The sequence below is a fragment of the Effusibacillus dendaii genome (assembly GCF_015097055.1).
GTDB classification, from domain to species: Bacteria; Bacillota; Bacilli; order Tumebacillales; family Effusibacillaceae; genus Effusibacillus; species Effusibacillus dendaii.
In genome coordinates this window covers 1,748,285-1,773,239 of the sequence record NZ_AP023366.1, presented here as the reverse complement: position 1 = coordinate 1,773,239, position 24,955 = coordinate 1,748,285, and the positions used below count along the sequence as shown (strand labels likewise).

Here is a 24,955-nt window from a genome sequence, read left to right as displayed (position 1 = left end):
ACTCATTTTTTGGCTGTTCCTTTGTAGAATAAATGCAACAAACTGTCGCAACAATGATTTTGTAATATATGGAGGCGTCGACGATGGGGAGCCAACAAGGGGATGTGGAGGCAAGTCTTAGTACGATCAGACGTCTGACGGACACTGATTTTGCTGCCCTTGCATGGACGGATGAGAAAAACCAGACAGTTCACTGGCGTCATGCGTCAGGAAACCGAAACGACCGGTTCAAGCGGATCGTGATGCGCCCAAATAAAGGGGTCGCCGGCAGCGTCATTCGCTCCGGTCGGCCGCTGATACTGAAATCCTTTACTCCAAAAAGCGGCGACGATCCGCAAGACTATTCCATTTTGCTGGCAGAAAATTTAAAATCGGCCATCATCGTTCCGCTCACCATCAATGAACGTGTAAAAGGGGTATTGCTGGTGGGGTGCAGGCATTTGCGCACGTTTGATGAACAATCAATAGAACTGGTCATAGATTTTGCGGAACAGATGGGGGCGATGATTCAGTACAGTATCGATCATGCACCAACATAATGAATGGCAACGGTTGATGCAGGGAGGCAGGCAGGATGAACACAGAATATCAGTCGCCAAAATTCAGTTTGGTCAAAAAAATTGTGCTTGGTATTGTTGCGTTGGCTTTTGTGACATATGTTACTTCCGCTTTTTTTATTTTTGTCTTGAAAGATTGGATTGCGCCAAGCGTCCCGGATTGGTTGTACGTATCAGGCACGCTCTTGCTTGGTATTATTTGGTCGGGAATTTTAGGGTATTTTGCTGCGAAATGGATTACCAAACCGTTAATTTCTTTGGAGGGCGCCGCGCGCCTGGCTGCCAGAGGGGATCTTCGGCATACGATACAGGTTTCCTCCTCTGATGATGAACTGCGTTCTTTGGGGATCGCATTTAATTCGATGCTGGACAGTTTGCGGAAGATGGTCTCTAACGTAGATCTGAATTTTAAACAGACGCATGATTATGTGAACGAATTGTCAGGAGCGTCGGAACATGCCGCAAAAAACGTGGAAATGATTGCCCTGACAATGGAGGAGATTGCGACCGGTGCCGAAAAACAGTTCGAGTTGACAGACAAAACGGCAGAATTGACGCAACAGGCCGGCCGTTTGTCGGAGCAGGTGAGCGATCAAGTCCGGCAATCGAAAGTTCTCTGTGCGGATTTGGAAAACACATTGAATCAAGGCGCGCAGATTATTGGCGATCTGGTAAAGGGTCTGCAAAACGTGGCGCAATTTAACCGGGAATCGACCGAATTGGTCGTTCGTTTGGAGAACAATGCGAAGGAAATCGGAAACATCATTGGCGTGGTAGGAGATATTTCCGTGCAAACCAACTTATTGGCCTTGAATGCGTCGATTGAGGCGGCCCGGGCAGGCGAACATGGACGGGGATTTACTGTTGTCGCAGAGGAAGTGCGCAAGTTGTCAGATCAAACGGGAGAGGCAGTCGAACAGATTGGACTGCTGATTCGCTCGATGCAAAATGAGGTTCAGGAAGTGGTGGCCCGGATTTCGCAACAAAATCACCTGGTTGCTGACGAAGCGGCCAAAGGGGAAGAAACGACCGGAGCGATCCGGGAGATGACGAATTCCGTGCATCAGGTCGTTGATTCGGTAGATCAAATTGACAGATTGATGAACCAACAGGTCCGTGCACTGCAATCGGTCATGGAGGAAGCAAAGCACGTTTCATCGATCGCTCGCAAAACCGCAACGGGCTCGCAATCGGTATTGGCTTCCGTTCAGGAACAGACCGCTTTTTTAGAGGAGACCGCCTCGTCAGCCAACGTATTGCGGCAATCGGCATCGGATCTGGAAAGAATTCTTACCTCTTTTGAAATCTAATTTCAGGGAATTCTCTTTCCATGTTAAGGGAACTCCCTGATACCCGGGTAAAATCTAGAAATCTATACTTTGTGGTAGAAGGTTTTATAAGACAGCGGAAGGGAGGCGAATCGATTGGCAAATCCAAATCCGCACGTAACGGATTCAGAAACCGTTGCCCACAAAAAGAAAGAAGAGGAACCGGTACTGACGGGAACATTAGTTTTGGTGTTAATCCTGGGGTTCTTGATTGTGGCCAGTTGGGTAGGGGTTTTTGGACTGTACGTAAGCAGACTTTGATAGGAGTCAGCAGAAAGGAGGTATAGCAGTACATGCATATTCATCGTTTTGAAAAGATTTGGTTAATAATTGGCGGAGCAATAGTAGTGATATTTATTGTATCATTGTTCATCAGCACGTTTGCCATGGGGATGCAACCTCCCAGCATTAGGGAAACGATCGATCCGAAGGTGGTGGATCAAACTCCGCCTTTTGATAAACCGGGTCTGAAACAGATTGGCGATAAACGGTACGAAGCGGATATGACCGCCTTTGTTTTCGGTTATGGACCTGCACAGATGGAAGTTCCGGCCGGTTCGACGGTTACTTTCCGCGTTACGAGCAAAGATGTGGTGCATGGTTTTGAAATCCCCGGAACTGACGTTAACTTGATGGCCGTTCCCGGACTTGTCAACGAGGCAACCCAAACATTCAACAAACCGGGAGAATATCTGATTTTGTGCAATGAATACTGCGGCGCGGGACATCAATTGATGTCTGCCAAGCTGATTGTAAAATAGGCGGGAGGGACGCGTTACATGGCAACTGAAACAAGAGTGGACCGCAAGACATCCAAACTGAGTCTCGCGTACATCCTGGTCGCCTTTACGGCTTTTGGTTTGGCGGCGATTTGCGGCGTGTTGCAGGGGATGGATCGCGGTGGAGCGGTTACAATGCCGACGTGGCTAGGCTATTATCAAATTTTGACGGCACACGGTGTTTTGATGGGCTTGGTTTTTACTACTTTCTTTATTGTCGGTTTTCTATTTGCCGGAATTGCAAGAACAACTGGCGGTTCCTTGACTCCAGCCGGAGCCCGCATGGGGTGGATTGGATACTGGTTGATGGTGATAGGAACGGCAATGGATGTCGTTACCATTTTGACCAACAACGCAACGGTCTTGTATACGTTTTACGCGCCGATGAAAGCGTCACCATATTTTTATATCGGGGCCACCTTGCTCATTGTCGGCAGTTGGGTAGCCGGCTGGGGAATGTTCCATTGTTTTCAGACATGGCGTAAAAATAATCCGGGTCAGCGCACCCCGCTGATTGCCTTCACGGCGGTCGCTACGATGGTGCTTTGGCAATTGGCTACACTCGGTGTAGCGGCTGAAGCTTTGCTGCAGTTGATTCCCTGGTCGTTCGGTTGGGTGGATAAAATAAATGTCGTGCTCAGTCGTACCCTGTTCTGGTTCTTTGGCCATCCGCTCGTGTACTTCTGGTTGTTACCTGCGTATATATGCTGGTACACCATTATGCCGAAGATTGTCGGCGGCAAAGTATTCAGTGACGCGATCACCCGTATGGTATTTGTCTTGTTTGTTTTGATCTCTACGCCGATCGGTTTTCACCATCAATTGATGGAACCGGGTATTTCGGAAAAGTGGAAATTTCTCCATGTGGGGCTCACCATGGCAATTGCACTCCCATCGATGATCACCGCCTTCATGCTGTTCGCTACGTTTGAAAGTGTCGGGCGGGCGAAAGGGGCAAGCGGACTGTTCGGCTGGTTCAAAAAGTTGCCTTGGGGAGACGCGCGTTTCTTCTCGCTGTTTCTGGCGATGCTGTGGTTTATTCCGGCCGGAATAGGGGGCATCATCAATGCAAGCAACCAGTTGAACGCCGTTGTGCATAACACCGTTTGGGTAACCGGACACTTTCACTTAACGGTGGGAACGGCAGTAGCGATGACGTTTTTTGCAATCAGTTATTGGCTGATTCCCCATCTGACGGGACGCAAGCTGACGAAAACAGCCAATGATATTGGTAAACTGCAAGGAGTTTTATGGTCGATCGGAATGATATTCATGTCCGGTTCGATGCATATACTAGGGCTTTTGGGCGGACCGCGCCGGACAGCAGGCACCACTTACGGGGACGATCCCACAGCGTTAAGTTGGATGCCGCTGCATAAGCTGACAATGATTGGTGGAATTATCCTGTTCATTGCAGCGGTGATTCAAGTATCTCTCGTGTTCTACCTGGCATTTAAGGCGCCGAAAGGGGAAGAAGAGTTCCCTGTCGGTGAAGTGGCGGAAGAAGCACAGGAAACGCCGCGAATCCTGGAACGTTGGAAGATATGGGTAACACTGGCGGTTGTCCTGATTCTAATCGGTTATGGAATTCCGATTACGGACATGATTCAAAATCCGCCGCCCGGAGTGGAAGGCATCCGTACCTGGTAACGCTTGACGCATCTGCCATTTTCACAAAAGATTTGATAAAGAGCCGACTCGAATTACTGAGCGGCTCTTTTTTTGTGATACAATGGTTGGCAAGCTTGATGGAAAAAAGGAACGTTCTGAAATGTAGGCGTAGCGGGAAAGCGGAGGGATTTGTCAGTGAATACAGGAATTTTGATGGTTGGCGATATTTTGCTCATATTGCTGTTTGCGCTGCTTGGCCAGGGAGAACATCGAACTTTTTCGGGTGTGGCGGGTGTTTTTATTACCGCATGGCCGTTTTTGGCTGGTTGGTTGGCCGTTGGAGTGGCAGCGGGGCTGTATCAAGCAAAGCATTACCGAAGTTACTCGGCCATGTTGAAGCGTACCTTAATTGTTTGGGTGCTCGGAATTCCGTTTGGCATGCTGCTGCGGATTCTTTTCCAACATACTGAATTTAAACCGCCGTTTTTGGTCGTCGCCATGATTGTGAATTTTATCTTTCTGTTCGGTTGGCGTTTCCTGTTCGTTTCGATAAACAAACGGAGAAATGTCTAGGGCAGGCGATTCCTGCCAAAATCACAAATCACAACACAAAATCACAAATTGCTTGACAGTTAAGCCGGTTTCATGCAAACTGGACTAAAGTTATTAAAATAACATATTGCTTCTATCCAGAGTGGTGGAGGGATCTGGCCCGGCGAAACCACAGCAACCGGTGTTTCAACACACGGTGCTAAATCCAGCAGGACAAGTTTCTGGAAGATAGGAGAGCGGAAACTAAACGGTAAGCCCTCTCGTTATGAGCGGGCTTTTTTCACACTGTCGGGAAGTATAACCTGGAGAGTGCGACAGTATAAGGGCAACTACGGCTTCCGCTCAAGCCTTTGGCTTGGTGAAAGCCAAGTTTTCTTTACTTTAGGGGGATCAGCATGAGCGCAAACTTTTCGGCAACGGATGCAGGCGGGCATTTGAGCGGCCTTCCGATTTTTGATCAACTGCAAAAGAAGATTCTAATACTTGATGGCGCGATGGGAACGATGATTCAACAGGCCGATTTAACGGCCGAAGACTTTGGCGGCGAAGAATACGAGGGCTGCAACGAATATTTGAACTTGACGCGGCCGGATGTGATTCAATCGATCCATGAGCAGTATTTGCAGGCAGGATCGGATATTATCGAAACGAATACGTTTGGTTCCACGCCACTGGTGCTTGCTGAATACAATTTGCAGCATCTGGCGGACGAAATCAACCACGCGGCTGTCAAGTTGGCGAAGGAAGCGGCAAAAAAATATTCGACTCCCGAATGGCCCCGTTTTGTGGCGGGGGCAATGGGGCCGACGACGAAAACGCTGTCTGTCACAGGCGGTACGACATTCGACGAGTTGGTCGAAAATTATTACCGGCAGTCAAAAGCGTTGATTGAGGCAGGCGTTGATCTGCTGCTACTGGAGACGATCCAGGATACGTTGAATGTAAAAGCGGCCAGTATTGGCGTTAAAAAAGTGTTTGCCGAACTTGGCAAACAACTGCCGATCATGTTGTCCGGCACGATTGAGCCGATGGGCACCACGTTAGCGGGTCAGAATATCGAATCGTTTTATATTTCGTTGGAACATCTGAAGCCGATTACGATTGGCTTGAACTGCGCAACAGGCCCGGAATTTATGCGCGATCATCTGCGAACGCTGTCCGAATTGGCGCTATGCGGGGTCAGTTGTTATCCGAATGCGGGACTGCCGGACGAAAACGGCCACTATCACGAATCACCGCAAGGGTTGGCCCAAAAAATGGCCGGTTTCGCGGAGCAGGGCTGGTTAAACGTAGCAGGCGGATGCTGCGGTACGACCCCGGAGCATATCCGAGCCCTGGCCGAAGCGTTGAAGGACATCAAGCCGCGGCAGTCAGCCAAACGGCATTTGCCGGCTGTATCGGGAATCGAGACGGTTTATTTGGAAGCGGACAATCGTCCGCTGATGGTCGGAGAGCGAACAAACGTGATCGGATCCAAGAAATTTCGCACCTTGATTTCCGACGGGTTATATGAAGACGCCTCCGAGGTGGCGCGAGCGCAGGTAAAGGGAGGCGCACATATAATCGACATCTGTCTGGCCGATCCGGATCGCGATGAATACGGTGACATGGAGAAATTTCTTCATTTTGTTACTAAAAAGGTTAAAGTTCCGTTGATGATCGACTCGACCGATGCAAAGGTGATTGAGCTCGGCCTGAAATATTCACAAGGAAAAGCAATCATTAACTCGATCAATTTGGAGGATGGGGAAAAGCGGTTTGCGGAAGTCGCCCCGCTGATCACTCAATATGGGGCTGCCGTGGTGGTAGGCACAATTGACGAAACCGGCATGGCGGTCACCCGACAGCGGAAACTGGAAGTGGCGAAACGATCTTACGATTTGCTCGTCAATCAGTATGGTGTGAATCCGCAAGATATTATTTTTGATCCGCTGGTCTTCCCGGTAGGAACAGGCGATGAGCAGTATATCGGATCGGCGCTTGAAACCGTAGAGGGGATTCGCCTGATTAAAGAGGCGCTGCCACAGTGTGCCACGATTCTCGGTATTTCCAATGTGTCATTCGGGTTGCCGCCGGCGGGCCGGGAAGTATTAAATGCGGTATTTCTCTACCACTGCACAAAAGCAGGCCTTGACTACGCAATCGTAAATACGGAGAAACTGGAGCGGTTCGCCTCGATTCCAGAAACGGAGCGGCGCATGGCGGAAGAGCTGCTGTTTCAGACGAACGATCAGACGCTGGCCGATTTTACCGCATTTTATCGGGAAAAGAAGACGACAAAGGTGAAGCAGACGTCCAATCTGACCTTGGAAGAACGGCTGGCGAACTATGTGGTGGAGGGCAGCAAAGAAGGTCTGATTCCAGATCTGGAACAGGCGCTGGCAAAATACCCGCCGCTCGATATTATTAATGGTCCGCTGATGAACGGAATGGAAGAAGTTGGCCGCCTGTTTAATGACAACGAACTGATCGTGGCCGAGGTGCTGCAGAGCGCTGAAGTCATGAAAGCGGCCGTCGCTTATTTGGAACCGTTTATGGAAAAAACGGAGTCAGCCGTCAAAGGCAAGATTCTGCTGGCCACGGTTAAAGGGGACGTGCACGACATCGGTAAAAATCTGGTCGAAATCATCATGTCCAACAACGGGTATCAGGTCGTGAATCTGGGCATTAAAGTTCCACCGGAACAGTTGATTACTGCCTGCCGTGAACAAAAACCGGATATGATTGGGTTGTCCGGTCTTTTGGTAAAATCGGCGCAGCAGATGGTAGTGACCGCTCAGGACTTGCGCGCGTCCGGGATTGATGTGCCCATGTTGGTGGGAGGTGCCGCTTTGACCCGTAAATTTACCCATACGCGGATTGCACCGGAATATGAGGGGCCAGTCGTCTACGCGAAAGATGCCATGGACGGGCTTGATCTGGCAAACCGGTTGAGTGACGAACGACTGCGGCCAAAGCTTATGGAGGAATTGACTCTAATCAGAGAGTCGTATGCGGCGGAGCAGGGTGCTGCGACGGGAACGACCGTCCAGCCGGAAGTATCGGCAGAAGCGGGTCGTTCGACTGTGGATCGCAATGCTCCCGTCTTTCTGCCGCCCGATTTGGAACGGCATGTGCTGCGGGAGTATCCGGTTTCCTTCCTGCAGCCGTACCTGAATCTGCGGATGTTGTTGGGAAAACACCTGGGTGTGAAAGGGAATGTAGAGAAACTGTTGGCGGAGTCCGATCCGAAAACGACCGAATTGATGGCGGTCATAGAGCAGCTTTTGAAGGAAGCGAAAGAATCAGGAATCATCCAGACGAACGGAATGTACCGGTTTTTCCCGGCGCAGTCGTCAGGCAACGACGTCCTGATTTACGATCCGCAGGACCATTCGAAAATTATCGAGACATTCGCGTTTCCTCGCCAGCAGCAGGCGCCCTACCTGTGCCTGGCCGATTTTCTGAGGCCGGTGGAAAGCGGTGTAATGGATTATGTAGGGTTCCTGGTGGTGACTGCCGGTCGTGGTGTGCGTGAAATTGCAAATAAGTGGAAAGAAGCGGGGGATTATTTGCGGTCGCATGCGATTCAGGCACTGGCGCTTGAACTCGCGGAGGCGTTTGCCGAACGGATTCACCACATCATGCGGGATGTTTGGGGATTCCCCGATCCGGCCGAAATGACGATGCAGGAACGATTTGGTGCGAGGTATCAAGGTATCCGTGTATCGTTTGGGTATCCTGCTTGCCCCAATCTGGATGACCAGGCGCAATTGTTCCGTTTGATGAAACCGGAGGATATTGGAGTACAATTAACGGACGGGTTCATGATGGACCCGGAAGCCTCAGTGTCAGCCATGGTATTTGCCCATCCGGAAGCCCGTTATTTTAACGTCTAGGAAAGCAAATTGTGGTACGTTTCGAAACCGGACCGTCAAGGTCTGGTTTTTTTTGTTTGTTTTGGTACAATAGAGCCATGTCATACCGTCCGGATTGATTTCCGAATATTTGCATATGACGGACAGTTTCCGCGCTGGGGGAGTGAAACAAATGACTCAGAAACCATTTAAAGATACGATTGCAGTGCGTCCGGGGGAAGAATTGAATATAGCGGCGGTAGAACCCTTTTTGCGTGAGCGGATTCCCGAGATGCCGGAAGGTCCGATTACAGTCGAACAGTTTCCGTCCGGTCACTCGAATTTGACTTATCTGATCAAATGCGGCGATTGGGAAGCGGTGCTGCGCCGTCCGCCGTTTGGACCGGTGGCTCCAAAAGCGCATGACATGGAGCGGGAAAGCCGCATTTTATCAATGGTTCACCCTGTGTTTCCGTTGGCTCCGAAACCGTACGTGTTCACAGACGATACGTCAATACTGGGAGCGCCGTTTTTTGTAATGGAGCGGAGAAAAGGGCTTGTGTTGGACCGCGAATGGCCGGCAGGGGTTGAACATACACCGGAGTTGTGCCGACAGATTTCGGAATCGGTCGTCGATACGCTAGTCGATTTGCATGCGATTGATTATAATGAGGCAGGACTTGAATCGCTTGGACATCCGGAAGGATTTATGGAGCGGCAGGTTCGCGGCTGGATCGGACGTTACGAACGGGCGAAAACGGATGAAATTGCGGTGGTGGAATCAACAGCGAAATGGATGTTGGATCATATACCCGTGTCTCCGGCTGCCACCATTGTCCATAACGATTTTAAAATGAACAATATGATATTTGCTGCGGACGATCCCGCCAAAGTGGTGGCGGTGCTGGACTGGGAGATGACCACTATCGGCGATCCTTTGTCCGATGTGGCGATTACAGTCAGTTATTGGGACCAAGCGGAAGATTCGGAGAACCTGCGCAGCGGGTTTGCATCGGTGACCGCATTGCCCGGCTTTATTTCCCGTGAAGAGTTTGTTGAAATGTATGCCAGAAAAAGCGGACGTGACCTTAGCCGGATCGATTTTTATCTGACGTATGCGTACTTTAAGGTGGCGGTCATCTGCCAACAGATTTATTTCCGCTGGAAGAACGGCCAGACGAAAGACCAGCGTTTTGAGCGGCTCGGCCGGACAGCGACGAATCTGATGCATCACGCTTATGAAATTGCGACAAAAGGTTTCTAGGCAGGAGATATGCGGAAGATCCATGTAGTGCTTCGAAAAGAAGAAATCGATGAACAAAAAATCAGCCGCTGCACAGCGGTCGCGATTCGAAAATCGGCCGGGGCGCGCGCGGTTTATACAGCGTCGCTGTTAAACGGCAAAGCGGTGGCGGATCGTCTGTTGAGGCAGCCGGGAGAAGAAACGTTTGTGTTGGGAAACCATCCGGCCCAGGCATCGGACGTTCTGCGTGCCACTCGGGTCGGCCATTTCATCGCCAGAGAGGGAATGGGGGAGTCGACTGTGTTTGCGTCGCAAAAAGGGATTTTGCCAGTAATTCCTCAGTTGGTGAACGGGCAGTGGGTTCATCGATAAACACAGTGAAACGCCAGAGGATGCAAGGTCAGAAGATGAAACGTCCGAAGTAAATTGAAGGGGAACGGTTCTATACCGCTCCCCTGCTCCTGTTTTCTTTACCCGATCAATGTGACGCCCAACACGACGGCAATCAGCACCAGGTTATATTCGAAACCGTTACTTGTGGCCCACAGACCGTTTTGACCATGCACTTTCACAATGGCCACCAGCATGGGTACGATCAGCAGAACAGCGGCAATTGGCAACCAGTAGCCTGCGGCAAACAAGAGACCGCCGATCAGTTCTCCTAATCCGGCCAAGACAACCATCGGCACACCTGGTTTAATGCCGATCGATTCCATCCAGCCGGCAGTTCCTTTAATGCCATATCCGCCAAACCACCCAAACAGTTTTTGCGTTCCGTGCGCTGCGAACAACAGACCTACCACCAAACGAATAATCAAGAGACCTGCTTGCATATGGAGCCTCCTCTTTTTAATAAAAAATGAATAAGATTAATGATTTTAATATACTATATGAAGCAGAGAGCCTTCTGTATTCCGGCTTACATACCAGAAACCAAAAAAACAATTTCTCTCGTGAACGAAAACAGGTATGATGAAAAAAACAATTTGTTGGAGTGGAGAACAGATGAAGTACACAACCGTATTGTTCGATGTAGATGGTGTAATGTTGGGAGAGGATACGTATTTTAACGCGACATCGCAAACTGTTCATGAATTGATTGTAACGGAGCGCTTTCTTGGACAATCCCCGAGCGAGCCAAATCCGGACAAGCAAAGAGTGGCTGAAATCCGCCGCCACGTGTTGGGGGATCGGGATGAAGTGCTCGATTTTCTGAAAGGCCGGGGCGTGAACAGCAACTGGGATATGGTCTATTTGTTGACAGTACACACCCTGCTGAGAAACTTAAAAGAGGCGACAGATAAAGAATGGGCGCGGGAGTTGTGCAGACGTGGGGTTACGCTGGCTGATTTTGCCGAGATTAAACGAAACGTTGCGATTACGCCTTCGTTTGAATATTTTACGGCAGACTTTCCGGCGGGCTTGGAAAAACACCAGTTTCTGCAATATTTGAACCAGTTTGCAAAAGAATGGGTGGGTGCGGACACCCAATATTTTGGCAGAAGCAGTCAATTGTGGGAGGAAACCCGGCAGATTTTTCAGGAGTTTTATTTGGGGGATGGCAAACAGAAACCGGGCTACCTGGATCGGGAGGAACCGATCGTGCCAGGGGAAGAATTGCAGGCTCTGCTGAAATGGTTAGCGGAAAAAGGGGTTGTGCTCGGCATCGGAACGGGGCGGCCGACCACCGAAACATTGATCCCTTTGGGCGCGCTTGGCGTATTGAACTACATATCGAAGGAACGGATTGCGACCGCTTCCACCGTCCTGGAGGCGGAGGAGGAGGTACCTGCTGCCGCGCCGCTGGCTAAACCGCATCCGTTCTCGTATTTGCGTGCATTGCGCGGTGCAGGTCCTTCGCATGCGGAACTGTTGCAAGAGAAGCTGCCTTTAGAACGGCCGGATGTGCTGGTGGTAGGGGATTCGTTGGCCGATCTGTTGGCCGCCCGTGCGCTAGGTGTTTCCTTTGCGGCTACGTTGACCGGACATGAAGGGGAGCGGGCAAGAAGTATGTTTGAGGCGCACGGCGCGGATCATATTTTGAAAGATGTACGGGAAGTAGCTTCTTTATTCGAGTAATGATGGGGAGGGGGGCGCCATGAGGCTTGCATTTCTGTCTGACATTCATGGCAACGCGGTGGCTCTCGATGCCGTGCTGCAGGATATACAAGCGAAACAGGCGGATCGGGTTGCGGTACTTGGCGATATTGCGTACCGGGGACCGGAGCCGAAACGGTCGATTGAATTGGTGCGTGGTTTGAACGCGGATGTCATTAAAGGAAATGCGGATGAATGGACGGTTCGCGGGATTCAGGCGGGAGAAGTGCCGGAACGTATGCGGGAGATGATGAACCGGGAGCGTGACTGGATTGTCTCCCGGCTGGACCGGGAAGATTTGGAGTATTTGAGTGGGTTGCCGCAGGAATTGGTTTTTAATCTGACCGATTCCGTTCGTGTGCATGCGTTTCATGCAACTCCTGACAGTTTGTTCGACGTGGTGCGGCCGGACGAACCGACACATGTACTGCAGGAAAAACTGATGCGGCTGCCAGAGACCGATTTGTATGTCTACGCGCACATCCACCTGCCATATGTTCGCTACATCGGCGGCAAATGTCTCGTAAACATTGGCAGTGTAGGTCTGCCGTTTGACGGGCTGCCGTGCGCCTCTTACGCAATTGTCGAGGCGGACAAAGACCGGTTTTCGGTGACGATTGAACGGGTTGCCTACGATACCGGGCAGGTGGTGGAACAGTATCGGAAAGGCGATTATCCGAACCTGACTACAATGGAAAAGGTGATTCGGCAGGCGATCAGTCCGTTTGCCGGATGAAAATACCCCCGTCCCGCAGACGCCGAAATAGGACAGCCTCAGGAACGGGGGTCATTATGGCGACAAGACTGTGAAAAGCTGCTCTTGTTAGGGAGAGGCGATGCCGTCAGACGCTTCTGTCTGGCGGAATGGCGGGAGCGGGCCCAAATATTGATAGAGATGACACTCGATGCGGCCATTGTACAATTTTCGTTTCTTATCCGCCCTTTTTTCAAAAAAGCGTTCAAAACCCGGATAAGAAGTCAGGATAAAAAACGACCATGTCTCATGCAAACTGGCAACATATCCCAGATCCCCGTACAAATCCTCGACTTCCCGCCTATTGCCGATTCGCTCCCCATAGGGTGGGTTGGTTACCAGACATCCGTAAGGCTGATCAATTTGAAATTGCTCGGCGGGCTTTTTCTCAAAGCGGATGGCGTCGCGCAATCCTGCTTCCCCAGCATGAAAACGCGCGGCGGAAACCGCATTTTGGTCGATGTCGGATCCATATATCTCTAACGGTTCCTGCCAGCGGGCAAGGTCGTTTGCTTCCGCCCTTGCTTCCTGCCAGATGGATGCCGGGATCACAGGCCATTTTTCAGCGGCAAAAGAGCGGCGAAGCCCCGGCGCAATATTTCGCCCGATCATGGCGGCTTCAATCGGGATCGTGCCGGAACCGCAACAGGGATCTGCCAAAACGCGGCCCGACCGCCAACGGCTTAACTGAATGATGCCGGCAGCCAAAGTCTCTTTAATAGGAGCTTCGACGGAGAGTGTCCGGTAGCCGCGTTTATGCAACCCCTCACCGCTCGTATCGATTGTTAGAGTGGCCCGATCATTTCGCAGCGCGACCTCAATCGGGTAGACAGGGCCTGTTTCGGGAAACTGCTCAATGCCGTATGTTTGCTTCATCCGTTCCACGATTGCTTTCTTGACTATCGACTGGCAGGCCGGAACACTTGACAGTTTTGATTTGACGGAACGTCCTTCCACCGGGAACGCCGCATCTTTTGGAAGCCAATCGGACCACGGCAGCGCTTTTGTGCCTTCAAACAGTTCATCAAAGGTGGCAGCCGGAAATTCGCCCATTTGAATCAATACGCGATCGGCGGAGCGCAACCATAAATTCGCTCTGGCAATCGAGGGAAGGTCTCCTTCAAATGAGATTTTTCCGTTTTCAACCGTAATTTGTTCGCAGCCCAACGATTTGACCTCCCGGGAAACTACGGATTCCAGTCCCATTGGGGTGGTTGCGGTCAGTTTGAATGGTTTCATTTGTTCATCCTCTTCTACGGATTTTATACCGACTATTGTAACCAAAACGACAAAAACCCACAAATTGTTAGGAATTTATGACTGCGCCACCTGAAAATGTGACGAAACGGTGAAAACTGGTACAAACTGGTTGCCATAATTTCTACAATTAGTGATGAAAAACTACTTTTGTTGTCGTAGAATAAAGGTAGTCTGACAAAATCATGGAGGGGAGAGAAAGTTTTACAAGGAAGGGTCAAATCTGCAATGTGAGTAAAAAATCAATTTCCAAACAGGAGGGAGATTCGTGCCTACGAACTGGATGCCGGAGTCCATTACCCAATTAGCAAAACAAACGGACTCTCTTTTCTTAGTAATGCTCGCCACGACAGTTGTTGCATTTGTTCTGGTGGAGTTTTTGCTAATCTTTTTCTTGCTGAAGTACAGAAGAACGAAAAAGAACCAGCAAGGTCTGGCTGTACACGGCAATACTCGGTTGGAGATTATCTGGACATTGGTTCCTGCGATAATCTTGGTGGGATTTGGGATTTATAGTACCCAATTGACTTATAACATCCAAACGGCATCTGCGAACGATGCATATGAAATTCAAGTCACTGGACGCAAATGGTCTTGGGAGTTTACATATCCGAACGGTGCTTCCACGATCAATGAACTGCATGTGCCGCAAGGTAAAAACGTTGTCCTGAAAATCACATCTGCCGATGTCATCCATAGTTTCTGGCTTCCAGATGCGCGTATTAAGCAGGATGCGGTGCCGGGACGTTTGACCGAAATCCATTTAACGAATACACAGCTCGAACCGGGCAAAACGTATCGTGTGATCTGCGCGGAATATTGCGGAGCGGACCATACCAACATGTTGGCCAAGTTGCAAAGCGATACGCCTGCCGATTTTGAAAAGTTCCTGGCGGATGCGAAGAAAGCGTCTGAAGAAGGACCGCAAGCGGGGCAGAAGTTGGCCACACAGTTTGGCTGTTTGGGATGTCACGCAATCGACGGTTCGACCAAAGTGGGTCCGTCTTGGAAAGGGTTATACGGCAAAGACCAAAAACTTACGAACGGTTCTACTGTAAAAGTGGATGATAAGTTTATTGAACAGGTTATTAACAATCCGTCTTCAGCCGTTCCTGAAGGATTCCAGCCGACCATGCCGCCTTTCGCAGGCAAACTGGATGATAAACAGATGAAATCGATCATTGAGTACATGAAAACCCTGAAATAATTATTCGCTTGAGAGGAGTGAGAAAGCTCATGTCTACTGCTGCAGTTGAAACACCGCGGCGCCGGTCTTTTTACCGTGATTGGATCTTGACAGTCGACCATAAAAAAATTGGCATCATGTATGCGGTTACCGGTTTGTTCTTCTTGATTTTCGGCGGACTGGCCGCTCTCGCGATTCGTACTCAATTGGCAATGCCAAACGATGCGATATTGAAACCTGATTCGTTCAACCAATTCTTCACCATGCATGGCACGATCATGATCTTCCTGTTTGTCATCCCGGTATTAACGGGGGCGTTCGGTAACTATTTGGTGCCGATCATGATCGGTGCGGCCGATATGGCCTTCCCGCGCATGAACGCACTGAGCTACTGGCTCTATCTGTTGGGCGGCCTTGTATTGATGGTCAGCCCGCTGTTGGGAAACATGCCGGATGTGGGCTGGACCGCCTATCCTCCTTATAGTATCGAGACGAAAGGGGCCGGGCTGGATCTTTGGGTCTCAGCTGTGCATATTTTAGGAATCTCATCGATTCTGGCTGCTATCAACTTTATTGTTACGATTTTTAACATGCGGGCTCCCGGTATGACATTTAACCGTATGCCGTTGTTCGTATGGGCGTCTTTGGCTACTTCGTTCATTCAGTTGTTTGGTACGCCCGCGCTGGCAGGCGCAGTGACGACGTTGCTGTTTGACCGTCACATGGGAACCATATTTTACAACGTGGCTGCCGGTGGCGACCCGATGCTTTACCAGCACTTGTTCTGGTTCTATTCGCACCCTGCCGTTTATGTAATGATCATCCCGGCAATGGGGATCGTTTCGGAGATCATCCCGGTGTTTTCTCGCAAACCGGTGTTCGGATATCATGCAATTGCTTATTCTTCGCTGGCAATTGGACTGTTGGGATTCCTTGTGTGGGCTCACCATATGTTTGCTGCCGGAATGCAGGTATCTGAAGGGGTTCCGTTCATGGTTACATCGCTTATTATTGCAGTTCCAACGGCGATTAAAATCTTTAACTGGGTTTCTACCATGTGGCGGGGTTCGATCGAGTTCACTACCCCTATGCTGTTTGTATCGCTTGGATTCATTTTCCTGTTTACGATCGGCGGTATGACCGGTTTGATTCTGGCGTTGGTGCCGATTGACCTGCATTTGCATGACACGTACTGGGTTGTTGGACACTTCCACTACGTTCTGTTCGGCGGATCGATGATGGCTATTATTGCCGGTTTGTTCTATTGGTACCCGAAAGCAACAGGTCGCATGTACAATGAAAAATTGGGCAAATGGACGTTCTGGCTGTACTTTATCGGAACGAACCTGACGTTCTTCCCCATGCACATTGTCGGATACCTCGGTATGCAGCGCCGTGTGTACGCATACAACCACACGCCCAGTCTGCTGGGATTGAACCAGTTGGAAACATTGGGGTCCTTTATGGTTGGTTTTGCCACAATTCTTGTTTTCTACAACTTGGCCGTGTCTCTTTGGAAAGGAGCAAAAGCACCTGCCAATCCATGGGGAGCTCAAACTCTGGAGTGGACCGTTTCGTCTCCGCCGCCGGAACATAACTTCCTTGAATTGCCGGTGGTAACATCGATTCCTTACGAGTTCGGCGTATCGAAAAAAGAGTGGAAAGCAATGAATGATGAGAACGCTGTAAACGTATAAAGTGACGTCATGCTTACCTTAGTACCTTATCCCGCAGGACCGGACGGTTCTGACAAATAAAACAGGAGGGAAAGCGAATGGAACAACAAATGTATATCGCTCCGTCGACCAATCATGCCATGGAACCAGGACCTTTCTCCGAAGTGAACCGAACCGGTACCTGGCGTGATTATGTGACAGTTACCAAGCTCGGCATTACAATGGGGAATATGATTGCCGTTGTTGGCGGATTTTGGTTGGGCTGGAGAGCCTTTCTGCATGCAAATCCAGATGAAACGTTTCAGGTTTTGAAGATGGTTATGACCTTGATCGGAACGGCTCTGGTGATTATGGCGGGAACCAGCTTGAACAATTACATTGACCGCGATCTTGACCAGCAGATGGAACGGACGCGGCAGCGTCCAACTGCAACGGGTATCCTTACGCCTAAAAAAGTTCTTGTGTTTGGGTTCTTCTTAGCCATTATCGGAACCGCAATCCTTGTCGCTTTCGCCAATGTACTGAGTGCCTTGCTGGGCTTGATTGGGCTCTTTGTGTATGTAGTCGTGTACACGATGTGGTTAAAGCGTACTTCATCCCTCAGTACGGTAATTGGGGGCATCTCCGGCGCTATTCCGCCGCTTATGGGATATGCGGCTGCTTCGAACGGTTTGGACGCAACCGCCTGGGTGATTTTCTTCTTTATGTTTCTGTGGCAGCCGCCTCACTTCTTGGCATTGGCAATTCGCCGAGTCGAAGATTATCGGGCTGGCGGCATCCCGTTGCTGCCCGTACTGTACGGTTTCGAGGTAACCAAGCGCCATTCGCTTCGCTATGTGGCGGCGATGGTACCTGTCTCCCTGCTGCTTTACGGATTGGGAGCAGTAGGTCTCAGCTATCTGATTGTTGCCATGATTCTCGGAGTTGGTTACTTGTTTATTTCGGTTCAAGGGTTCTTTGCCAAAGATGACATTAAATGGGCAAGGCAAAGCTTTGTATATTCGTTGATTTATCTGACAACTCTGTTTGTCATGATGATTGTGAGCGCAAACTGACAGTGATCCATTTGAAAGGAGTGACATGCATTGGCAACTCATCATCATCCCATTCCGCTTCCGGAACCGGGACCTGGTGCGAAAGATAACGGACAGCTCGCAGCGTGGTTAGGACTAACTTCTTTTACGTTCATGATGGGTACGTTTGTTGCAGCGAACGTATATCTCCGTGGATGGAACCCGCAGGTGTTCGGGGTACAACTTCCCGATGAAATCAAAAATTTGTCATACATCAGCACATTGGTGTTGATTGTCACTACCGTAGTATTAATGATTGCCGGAATTTTGTTCCGAAACAGCAGCTATAAAAAGTTTTTAGGAACCATGGGGTTTGGTGCCCTTCTCTATACGGCATACCTGATTTTGCAGATTGAACTGTGTGTGAAATACTTTCAAGCAGGTGCGGCAATCACAACTATAAATGCGACGATTACGATTTTCCAGATCATTACGGCACTTGTCAGTCTGGGATTTATTGCGGCGGTAGGTTGGTACGGTGATTCGCAGAATGGAAAAGCACTTCGCCGATTGGTTCCAGGCGCTATGGCTGTTTGGACGTATGCGGTTATTACAGGCATCGTTGTTTTGATTATTACCGATGTGGTATCGGTTGGTCAGTTTGCAGATTGGTGCGGAACCCGTCTGCAGCAGCTGGTCAAGTAACAGGAGGGATAATCGATGTATTTGATCCTGTTTGCGTTAGGAATGTTTGCATTCACCGGTTTGTTGTTTTTGGCTTTCTGGTTCTCGGCTCGAATGACAACCAAAAAGTAATATCCCCAAAAAATCGGGCCTGTTTCTCGCGGCATGCGAGGAAGGGCGCCGATTTTTTAATTCCACTTTAAACTACTTTTAACGAAATTGGCGTTTTCGCAAATAGACAAAAGCGGCGATTGTAATGGCAAGAAAGTAGGCACCATAGATAATAAATGACATCCATTTGTTGTGGCCGAAACTGCTTCCCGCAAGGTTAAAGACCAGGTTGGAAGGAAGCTTGCCTAAAAGGGAAGCGGCAAAAAATGTCCACCAGGAAACCAGGCTGACGCCGGAAAGGATGTTGACCGCTTGGGTGGGGATAACCGGAACTAAACGGACAAACAGGATGCTGGCGAATGCATTGTTTTCAAAGTATTGCTCATACTCTTTGATCTTGGGGTATTTTGCAAGAGAATTTTGCGCCCATTGGCGAAATCCATAACGGGCCATTGTAAACATGACGAGGGAACCGAGCATCGCTCCTGTTAACGTGATAAACGTGCCGGCCCAGGCACCGAATACGTCTCCTACTACACTCGCGATGACGATAAACGGAACCACCGGAAAAAAAACGGTGATTGCAACAAGCAATATGGCAACTAATACCGCAATTGCCCCGCCAGCGCGAATCATTGACATAAGTAAATCTTTCTGCCAGTAGCCCACGGCTATAATGGCTATGCATAGCAAAACGGTTATCCATTTTCGATTCAAGGTCAAAACCCCTTTTTCATGCCTAGTGTGGTATGCTGCTTTTATTGTAAAATAAAGGTTCCCATTAGAGGGGAACCTTCGTTCGTCGATAGGATTATATGATTTTGTCCTATCGACATAAGGGCAACTAGGCTTCCGCCTACACCAAGGGATTGGCGAAAGCCAAGTTTTCTTTAAATCTTTAATGGCTTCTGCAGCTGCCGCATTTCCCGCTGCAGCCAGCACCTGACGGTCCTGCTTCATAAATTTCGGTAGAAACGTCGGATGACAATGTATTGATAATCGTGCGCGCTACGCCTTGCATAAGATCGTTCAGATCCGCCTGACTGTTTTGATATTCTCCAATCAAAGGAATCTGTTCGATCTTTTGCAGCACCTCGTCATACTCCTGTTTTGCTTTGATCGATGCCGGGTGATCGTAACCGAGGCGAAGCGATGTCTGGGAATACGCGTTGCGCTTGGCTCTGGCAACAAACAGAAGAGCCTGCGCATCGGCATGGCGATTTATTTTAGTTTCCGCCTGTTGATAGCGGTTGAAAGTTTCGGTAGATTGAATAAGAGCCGCAAGCTGTTCTGCTTTTTGCAAAATTAGAGTGCGGTGGTCGACAGGACTGGCGAGTGAAATATCCTTCACAACAGGCACCTCCTTTATGAAAAAATCCTGCCATTTTGAACAGGATATAGAATCATTATAACCGAAAAACAGCCATAAAGATATTTGGTTTGTCAGGTTGTTTTGGAAAAAATGCACACATGAGAGGAAGAGTTCGATGGTCGATGTGATTCAGGCAGTCGGTTGGGTGGGAGTTCGCGGTTTTCATGCCACCTATGAATTTGTAAGACCTTTTGAACAGTTGGAAAAACTGGCTTTGCAAGATCCGTTTTACGGTGGTGTACAGGCGATCCCCATCTGGGACAAAGGGCAGAGCATGACAGCCTGTTTGGATTTGAAATTGGCGGTTGATATTCAAGCCCCCTCCGAATACGAATTCTTTGTGCAGACCGCGCTGTTGGCCGATCAGATGGAAGGCATTTATGTTCAGCTTGGCATGCCGCAGTGGAGAAACAAGTTGACAGGTGAGACCTGGTATTTGCCGTACACCGATCTGAATGCCGCAATGGAGACATTCCGCGATTGGTTTGTAGTGAACATTTTGCAGACCACTACCTGGTTCGGACACACCAGTCCAGCGCCGAAAACGCAGCAAGAAGCGGACATGCTGGCGCAAGCGGCGATCCGGTACATGACAGAATACCGGAAAGGCAAAGCGCAAACGATCCAGTATTGATTTTTTTGTGGATATGATAAAATAATAACGTTTTGAAAAGGGGGCGGTAGCGTGGCAAAAGACCTGCAGACAGTCGTCCAACAATTCCGCAGTTATACAAGGCGAATGAAAGATTATTCGGAAGCGATCGCAGTGCTAGGCTGGGATTTGCGAACGGGAGCACCCAAAAAGGGACAGGGGCAGCGGTCGGAAGTGATTGGCAGCTTGTCAACTGAGTTGTTTAAAATGGGCGTATCGGCCGAAATGAAAGAATTTATCGACAGCTTGTCAGAAACAGGCGCCTATGAGCAACTGGATGAGGTGACGCGCGCTCTGGTCAGGGAGTGTAAAAAAGAATACGAACGGAGCCATTCGATTCCGTCCGACCTGTATCAGGAATATGTAGTGCTCACTTCAAAATCGGAAACGGCTTGGGAAGAGGCCCGTCATAACAACGATTTTGCCAATTTTCAAACGTATCTCGAAAAGATTGTCGATTACACCAAGCGATTCATTGAAATCTGGGGATATCAGGAGCACCCCTACAACACCCTGCTTGATCAATATGAACCGGGTATTACAGTCGCCATCCTGGACCCTTTATTTGCCGATCTGCGTGCACAGTCGGTGGCGCTTTTGCAGGCGATTCAGGAGAGAGGGAGGAAGACGGACACTTCGTTTTTCGGGCAACGGTTCCCGATCGACGACCAGCGGCGGTTCAGCGAACACGTACTGAAAAAAATCGGCTATGATTTTGAAGCGGGCCGGTTGGACGTAAGCGCACATCCGTTTGCCACGGGACTCAATCCGGGAGATGTGCGAATTACGACCCGTTTTCAGGAAGACGACTTCCGATTTGCCATTTTTAGTACGATTCATGAGGGCGGACACGCCATTTATGAACAGAACATCGGAAAGGAACTGGTCGGGACGATTCTGTCGGAAGGGGCTTCGATGGGCATTCATGAATCGCAATCCCGTTTCATGGAAAATATGATTGGGCGCAGTTTCGGATTCTGGACCTATTTTTATGACGATTTGCGCAACATGTTCCCGGCGCAGTTTGCAGATGTTTCGATTGATCAATTCTACCGTGCCGTCAATCAGGTAGAGCCTTCTCTGATCCGGACGGAGGCGGATGAACTGACTTACAATCTGCATATTATGGTCCGCTATGAATTGGAAAAAGCGCTAATCGGAGGCGATTTGCAGGTTGCCGATCTGCCTGGCGCCTGGAACGATAAAATGAAAGAGTATTTGGGAGTCGTTCCGCAAACAGATTCGGACGGAGTGCTGCAAGATGTGCATTGGTCGTTTGGCGCATTCGGCTACTTCCCGTCGTATTCGCTTGGAAACATATATGCTGCCCAGTTTGAAGCCGCATTGCGGAGGGATATGCCCGATTACAAAGAGGCGATTCAACGGGGCGAGTTTTCCGCTGTAAAATCGTGGTTGAACGATAAAATTCATAAGTACGGCAGGCTGCTCGAACCGAAGGATATTTTGGCGTCCGTCACCGGGGAATCAATTGACGCACGGTATCTGGTCAACTATTTACAGTCGAAATACACAGAGGTATACGATTTGTAACAACAGAGGATGGGGAGAAATCATGCAGGTCATCAATGTACAAAACTTATCATGGGTAAGAGAAGACAAGCAAATTTTGCAGGATATTAACTGGCAGGTGCGTGCGGGCGAGCATTGGGCCATCATTGGACTGAACGGTTCCGGGAAAACATCGCTGCTTAAAATGATCACCGGGTACGAATGGCCGACCAAAGGGCAAATCGAAGTGATCGGCAACAAGTACGGGGAATGCGAACTGCGCGAAGTGCGCAAACAGATTGGCTGGCTGAGCGCGGCGCTGCGCGACGAGATGCATCGGACAGAAACGGCGGTGAACGTGGTAGTCAGCGGCAAGTACGCTTCAATAGGATTATGGGAAAAAGTCGACCCGGCTGTCCGAGACAAAGCATACGGTTTGCTTTCGCAGCTCGGCTGTGACTATTTGGCGGAAAAACGCTTCGGGACTCTTTCGCAAGGGGAAAAACAGAAGGTGCTCTACGCGAGGGCGCTGCTGTCCGAACCGAAGCTGCTGATTTTGGACGAACCCTGCTACGGGTTGGATATCAAAGCGAGAGAGCAAATGCTTGGCGAGATTCAAAAAATGGGCAGCCTGTCATCCGCTCCGACGATGCTGTATGTAACGCATCATATCGAAGAAATCCAGCCCGTTTTCACGCATGCGCTGTTGTTAAAAGACGGTCAGATTGTCGCGGCAGGACCCAAACAAGACATTCTGACAGGAGAAAACGTAGGCCGTACGTTTGATCTCTCGGTCTCTGTCAACTGGGAAGAGGAGCGTCCATGGATTCGGATTTCCAGATAGTTGGCGCGAAGTCAGCTTTTAAAGGATAACCGACACAAGAACGTGTCAGTTTTTTCTTTGTTTCCATAAGGCAACTAGGGAAAAAACCGGCTGCCTTTACTTACTTCTGTCTTTCAATTTTGCAGTCAAAATTTTGATTGTTGATAGTACAAGAAAGATCCCGCTTTGAACCAAAAGGAAAAGCAGAGGGACAATCATAGATAGAGTGGAGGCGGTTGCTGGCTTAAAACAATAATAGGTTTCAGGACCCAAATAGTTTAAGGCTAATAAATAGGAAACCAATATTGCAAGAACATTTGCCGCTAATAGCGGAGGCAGGTAGCTTAGAAGCAGCGGCGGAGTTATCAATACAAAGATATACAAGTATGCCCATTGGAAGTGGTAGTCCATATATTCACATACGAAAACAGATGGCGAATACAAAACGATCACAATAAAATCCAAAACGTTTCGTAGTTTGGAATACGTATCTCTCCTCTCAGACACTCTTCTGTAGAATATTTTATCGGAATCTGGAGGGAGGTAATGATTAAGCGAGACATAATAGGGACAGAACATTTAAAGGGCAGATTAGTCTAACAAAACTTGACTTTAGCCAACAACCTGCAATAGTACAGACCACCAAACATTAGCACAATTATCCAAGGAGACATACCGTCATATGAAAAATTTTTTAATAGCGCGTGGTAAGAATCATGGACTTATTCTTATACTTGGGGGAGTTGGATTCAATTGAGTCCTTTTTATTTCAGTAAAAATTTCAATTCCCAGCAAAAGGATTCACGGATCATTTGGAATGACATTTCTGATTGTTTTGGACCGGATCGAAACGTGACGCTGAATCTTTATTAAATTGGCTAATCCCGACACCGTTCTTTTTATTGCTCACCGAATACAACAAGATGGAAGCTTGTCTCCTCTCAATGATCAGCCGCTTATTGAGGCCGCTTTAACGAATCGTGTGGTACCTATGATGTCGATTACGAATTTTTCGCCAACCGATCCTGGTTCGCATCTTGCACATGCCATTCTTGCCGGTCCGGAATTGCAAGATAGGCTGTTGACCAATATTATCAATACGATGAGAAGCAAAGGGTATCGTGGTTTAAATGTCGATTTCGAAAATGTGTTCCCGGCAGATCGTGAGCTGTACAATCAATTCCTTCGACGGGCTGTAGCGCGGTTGCATGAAAACGGATTTTTTGTATCGTCTGCATTGGCTCCCCAAACAAGCGCGGAACAAAGGGGATTGCTCTATGAGGCGCACGATTGTGCGGCACATGGACAGATTGTTAATTTTTTGTGGTTCTCATGACATATGAATGGGGCTACCGGTTAGGGCCTCCTCAGGCGATATCGCCGCTTAACCAAATCAGGAGGGGCCTTGATTATGCAGTGACCGTCATTCTCCCGCAACAAAATACTTATGGGCTTCCAGTTATACGCAAGAGATTTGGCTGCTTCCGTACGTTCGGGGCCAGGAGGCGGAGACATTCAGTATGCAGGAAGCGATCCGACGGGCTGTTCAATATAATGTGGAGATCCAGTATGACCCAGTTGTTCAGTCCCCGTTTTTTCGGTACACGGATCGACAGGGCCGCAGGCACGAGGTGTGGAGTTGTTTGGATTGACAGCGGACTCAGGTATATAGTCTTAGACGATTCCCCTTGAATAAGAACGGGTGATATTTACCCATCCTTGAATTTATGATTTCATAGACAACAAAATAACTTCTACGCAACTCCCACGCTCCTCGCTTACGCTTCCTGTCAAATGAAGTGCTTTTTCGTTCCCGGACAAACCTGTTTTTCAAAATAGATAATGTTCGTAATTGATATTTGAATCAATTTTTGATAGATTGTTACAGGGACTCTGAACCCCCGAAATCCGAACT

The 24,955-nt window shown here is 49.1% G+C and carries 21 protein-coding genes, 2 pseudogenes and 1 riboswitch; of the genes and pseudogenes, 19 read left to right on the top strand and 4 right to left on the bottom strand.

Going from position 1 to position 24,955, the window contains the following annotated elements:
- Positions 1-83: 83 nt before the first annotated feature.
- From skT53_RS09620 to skT53_RS09580, 9 genes and pseudogenes are all read left to right on the top strand, one after another.
- Positions 84-539 (top strand): GAF domain-containing protein, encoded by a 456-nt coding sequence (locus skT53_RS09620; protein ID WP_200756345.1) that lies wholly within the window; start codon positions 84-86, stop codon positions 537-539.
- Positions 540-574: 35 nt separating this feature from the next.
- A complete protein-coding gene (locus skT53_RS09615; protein ID WP_200756343.1) occupies positions 575-1,867 on the top strand; it encodes a methyl-accepting chemotaxis protein in 1,293 nt (430 codons plus the stop codon).
- A 114-nt stretch (positions 1,868-1,981) separates the two neighbouring features.
- Positions 1,982-2,146 carry a cytochrome c oxidase subunit 2A gene (locus tag skT53_RS09610; protein WP_200756341.1) on the top strand — a complete coding sequence of 55 codons (165 nt, stop codon included), beginning with the start codon at positions 1,982-1,984 and terminating at the stop codon, positions 2,144-2,146.
- A gap of 32 nt (positions 2,147-2,178) precedes the next feature.
- Positions 2,179-2,646, top strand: a complete 468-nt coding sequence (locus tag skT53_RS09605; RefSeq protein WP_200756340.1) for a cytochrome c oxidase subunit II — start codon at positions 2,179-2,181, stop codon at positions 2,644-2,646.
- Between the two features lie 18 nt (positions 2,647-2,664).
- Positions 2,665-4,314 carry a b(o/a)3-type cytochrome-c oxidase subunit 1 gene (locus skT53_RS09600; RefSeq protein ID WP_200756339.1) on the top strand — a complete coding sequence of 550 codons (1,650 nt, stop codon included), beginning with the start codon at positions 2,665-2,667 and terminating at the stop codon, positions 4,312-4,314.
- A gap of 174 nt (positions 4,315-4,488) precedes the next feature.
- Positions 4,489-4,758 (top strand): annotated as a pseudogene (locus tag skT53_RS09595) (DUF3054 domain-containing protein); the annotation flags it as partial.
- 199 nt (positions 4,759-4,957) lie between these two features.
- A riboswitch (SAM riboswitch) is annotated at positions 4,958-5,062 on the top strand.
- Positions 5,063-5,222: 160 nt separating this feature from the next.
- Positions 5,223-8,705 (top strand): methionine synthase, encoded by a 3,483-nt coding sequence (metH, locus tag skT53_RS09590; RefSeq protein ID WP_200756336.1) that lies wholly within the window; start codon positions 5,223-5,225, stop codon positions 8,703-8,705.
- Positions 8,706-8,856: 151 nt separating this feature from the next.
- Positions 8,857-9,927 (top strand): phosphotransferase family protein, encoded by a 1,071-nt coding sequence (locus skT53_RS09585; protein WP_200756334.1) that lies wholly within the window; start codon positions 8,857-8,859, stop codon positions 9,925-9,927.
- Positions 9,928-9,936: 9 nt separating this feature from the next.
- Positions 9,937-10,278 (top strand): hypothetical protein, encoded by a 342-nt coding sequence (locus skT53_RS09580; protein ID WP_200756332.1) that lies wholly within the window; start codon positions 9,937-9,939, stop codon positions 10,276-10,278.
- A gap of 98 nt (positions 10,279-10,376) precedes the next feature.
- Here skT53_RS09580 and skT53_RS09575 read toward each other — a convergent pair whose 3' ends face one another.
- Positions 10,377-10,739, bottom strand: coding sequence for a DoxX family protein (locus tag skT53_RS09575; protein ID WP_200756330.1), 363 nt, complete (start codon positions 10,737-10,739; stop codon positions 10,377-10,379).
- A 172-nt stretch (positions 10,740-10,911) separates the two neighbouring features.
- Here skT53_RS09575 and skT53_RS09570 point away from each other — a divergent pair, with 172 nt between their 5' ends.
- Entirely contained in the window at positions 10,912-11,985 is a 1,074-nt protein-coding gene (locus skT53_RS09570; RefSeq protein ID WP_200756328.1) for an HAD family hydrolase, read from the top strand.
- A gap of 19 nt (positions 11,986-12,004) precedes the next feature.
- Complete coding sequence (locus skT53_RS09565; RefSeq protein WP_200756326.1) at positions 12,005-12,739, top strand: metallophosphoesterase family protein; 735 nt, start codon at positions 12,005-12,007, stop codon at positions 12,737-12,739.
- A gap of 87 nt (positions 12,740-12,826) precedes the next feature.
- Here the strand turns inward: skT53_RS09565 and skT53_RS09560 are convergent, their stop codons facing one another.
- The gene (locus skT53_RS09560) at positions 12,827-13,996 is read right to left on the bottom strand and encodes a THUMP domain-containing class I SAM-dependent RNA methyltransferase (protein WP_200756324.1); all 1,170 of its coding nucleotides are present in this window, start codon (positions 13,994-13,996) and stop codon (positions 12,827-12,829) included.
- A gap of 286 nt (positions 13,997-14,282) precedes the next feature.
- Here skT53_RS09560 and coxB point away from each other — a divergent pair, with 286 nt between their 5' ends.
- The 4 genes from coxB to skT53_RS09540 all read left to right on the top strand — a co-directional run bounded on the left by coxB (position 14,283) and on the right by skT53_RS09540 (position 18,594).
- Positions 14,283-15,221, top strand: a complete 939-nt coding sequence (coxB, locus tag skT53_RS09555) for a cytochrome c oxidase subunit II (RefSeq protein ID WP_200756322.1) — start codon at positions 14,283-14,285, stop codon at positions 15,219-15,221.
- A gap of 29 nt (positions 15,222-15,250) precedes the next feature.
- Positions 15,251-16,897, top strand: a complete 1,647-nt coding sequence (gene ctaD / locus skT53_RS09550) for a cytochrome c oxidase subunit I (protein ID WP_200756320.1) — start codon at positions 15,251-15,253, stop codon at positions 16,895-16,897.
- Between the two features lie 77 nt (positions 16,898-16,974).
- The gene (cyoE, locus tag skT53_RS09545) at positions 16,975-17,931 is read left to right on the top strand and encodes a heme o synthase (RefSeq protein ID WP_200756318.1); all 957 of its coding nucleotides are present in this window, start codon (positions 16,975-16,977) and stop codon (positions 17,929-17,931) included.
- Between the two features lie 30 nt (positions 17,932-17,961).
- Positions 17,962-18,594 carry a hypothetical protein gene (locus tag skT53_RS09540; protein ID WP_200756316.1) on the top strand — a complete coding sequence of 211 codons (633 nt, stop codon included), beginning with the start codon at positions 17,962-17,964 and terminating at the stop codon, positions 18,592-18,594.
- A 189-nt stretch (positions 18,595-18,783) separates the two neighbouring features.
- Here skT53_RS09540 and skT53_RS09535 read toward each other — a convergent pair whose 3' ends face one another.
- Together skT53_RS09535 and skT53_RS09530 are read right to left on the bottom strand one after the other, a co-directional pair.
- On the bottom strand, positions 18,784-19,401 hold the full coding sequence (locus skT53_RS09535; protein ID WP_200756314.1) for a TVP38/TMEM64 family protein: 618 nt from the start codon (positions 19,399-19,401) through the stop codon (positions 18,784-18,786).
- A gap of 181 nt (positions 19,402-19,582) precedes the next feature.
- Positions 19,583-20,035, bottom strand: coding sequence for a YlbF/YmcA family competence regulator (locus skT53_RS09530; protein ID WP_200756312.1), 453 nt, complete (start codon positions 20,033-20,035; stop codon positions 19,583-19,585).
- A gap of 136 nt (positions 20,036-20,171) precedes the next feature.
- On the opposite strand from skT53_RS09530, the gene skT53_RS09525 reads away from it, so the two are divergent.
- The 4 genes and pseudogenes from skT53_RS09525 to skT53_RS09510 all read left to right on the top strand — a co-directional run.
- Complete coding sequence (locus tag skT53_RS09525; protein WP_200756310.1) at positions 20,172-20,690, top strand: hypothetical protein; 519 nt, start codon at positions 20,172-20,174, stop codon at positions 20,688-20,690.
- Positions 20,691-20,741: 51 nt separating this feature from the next.
- A complete protein-coding gene (locus skT53_RS09520; RefSeq protein WP_200756307.1) occupies positions 20,742-22,259 on the top strand; it encodes a carboxypeptidase M32 in 1,518 nt (505 codons plus the stop codon).
- 22 nt (positions 22,260-22,281) lie between these two features.
- Complete coding sequence (locus skT53_RS09515) at positions 22,282-23,061, top strand: ABC transporter ATP-binding protein (RefSeq protein WP_200756305.1); 780 nt, start codon at positions 22,282-22,284, stop codon at positions 23,059-23,061.
- A gap of 883 nt (positions 23,062-23,944) precedes the next feature.
- Positions 23,945-24,677: pseudogene (locus skT53_RS09510) on the top strand (glycosyl hydrolase family 18 protein); the annotation flags it as partial.
- Positions 24,678-24,955 lie beyond the last annotated feature (278 nt).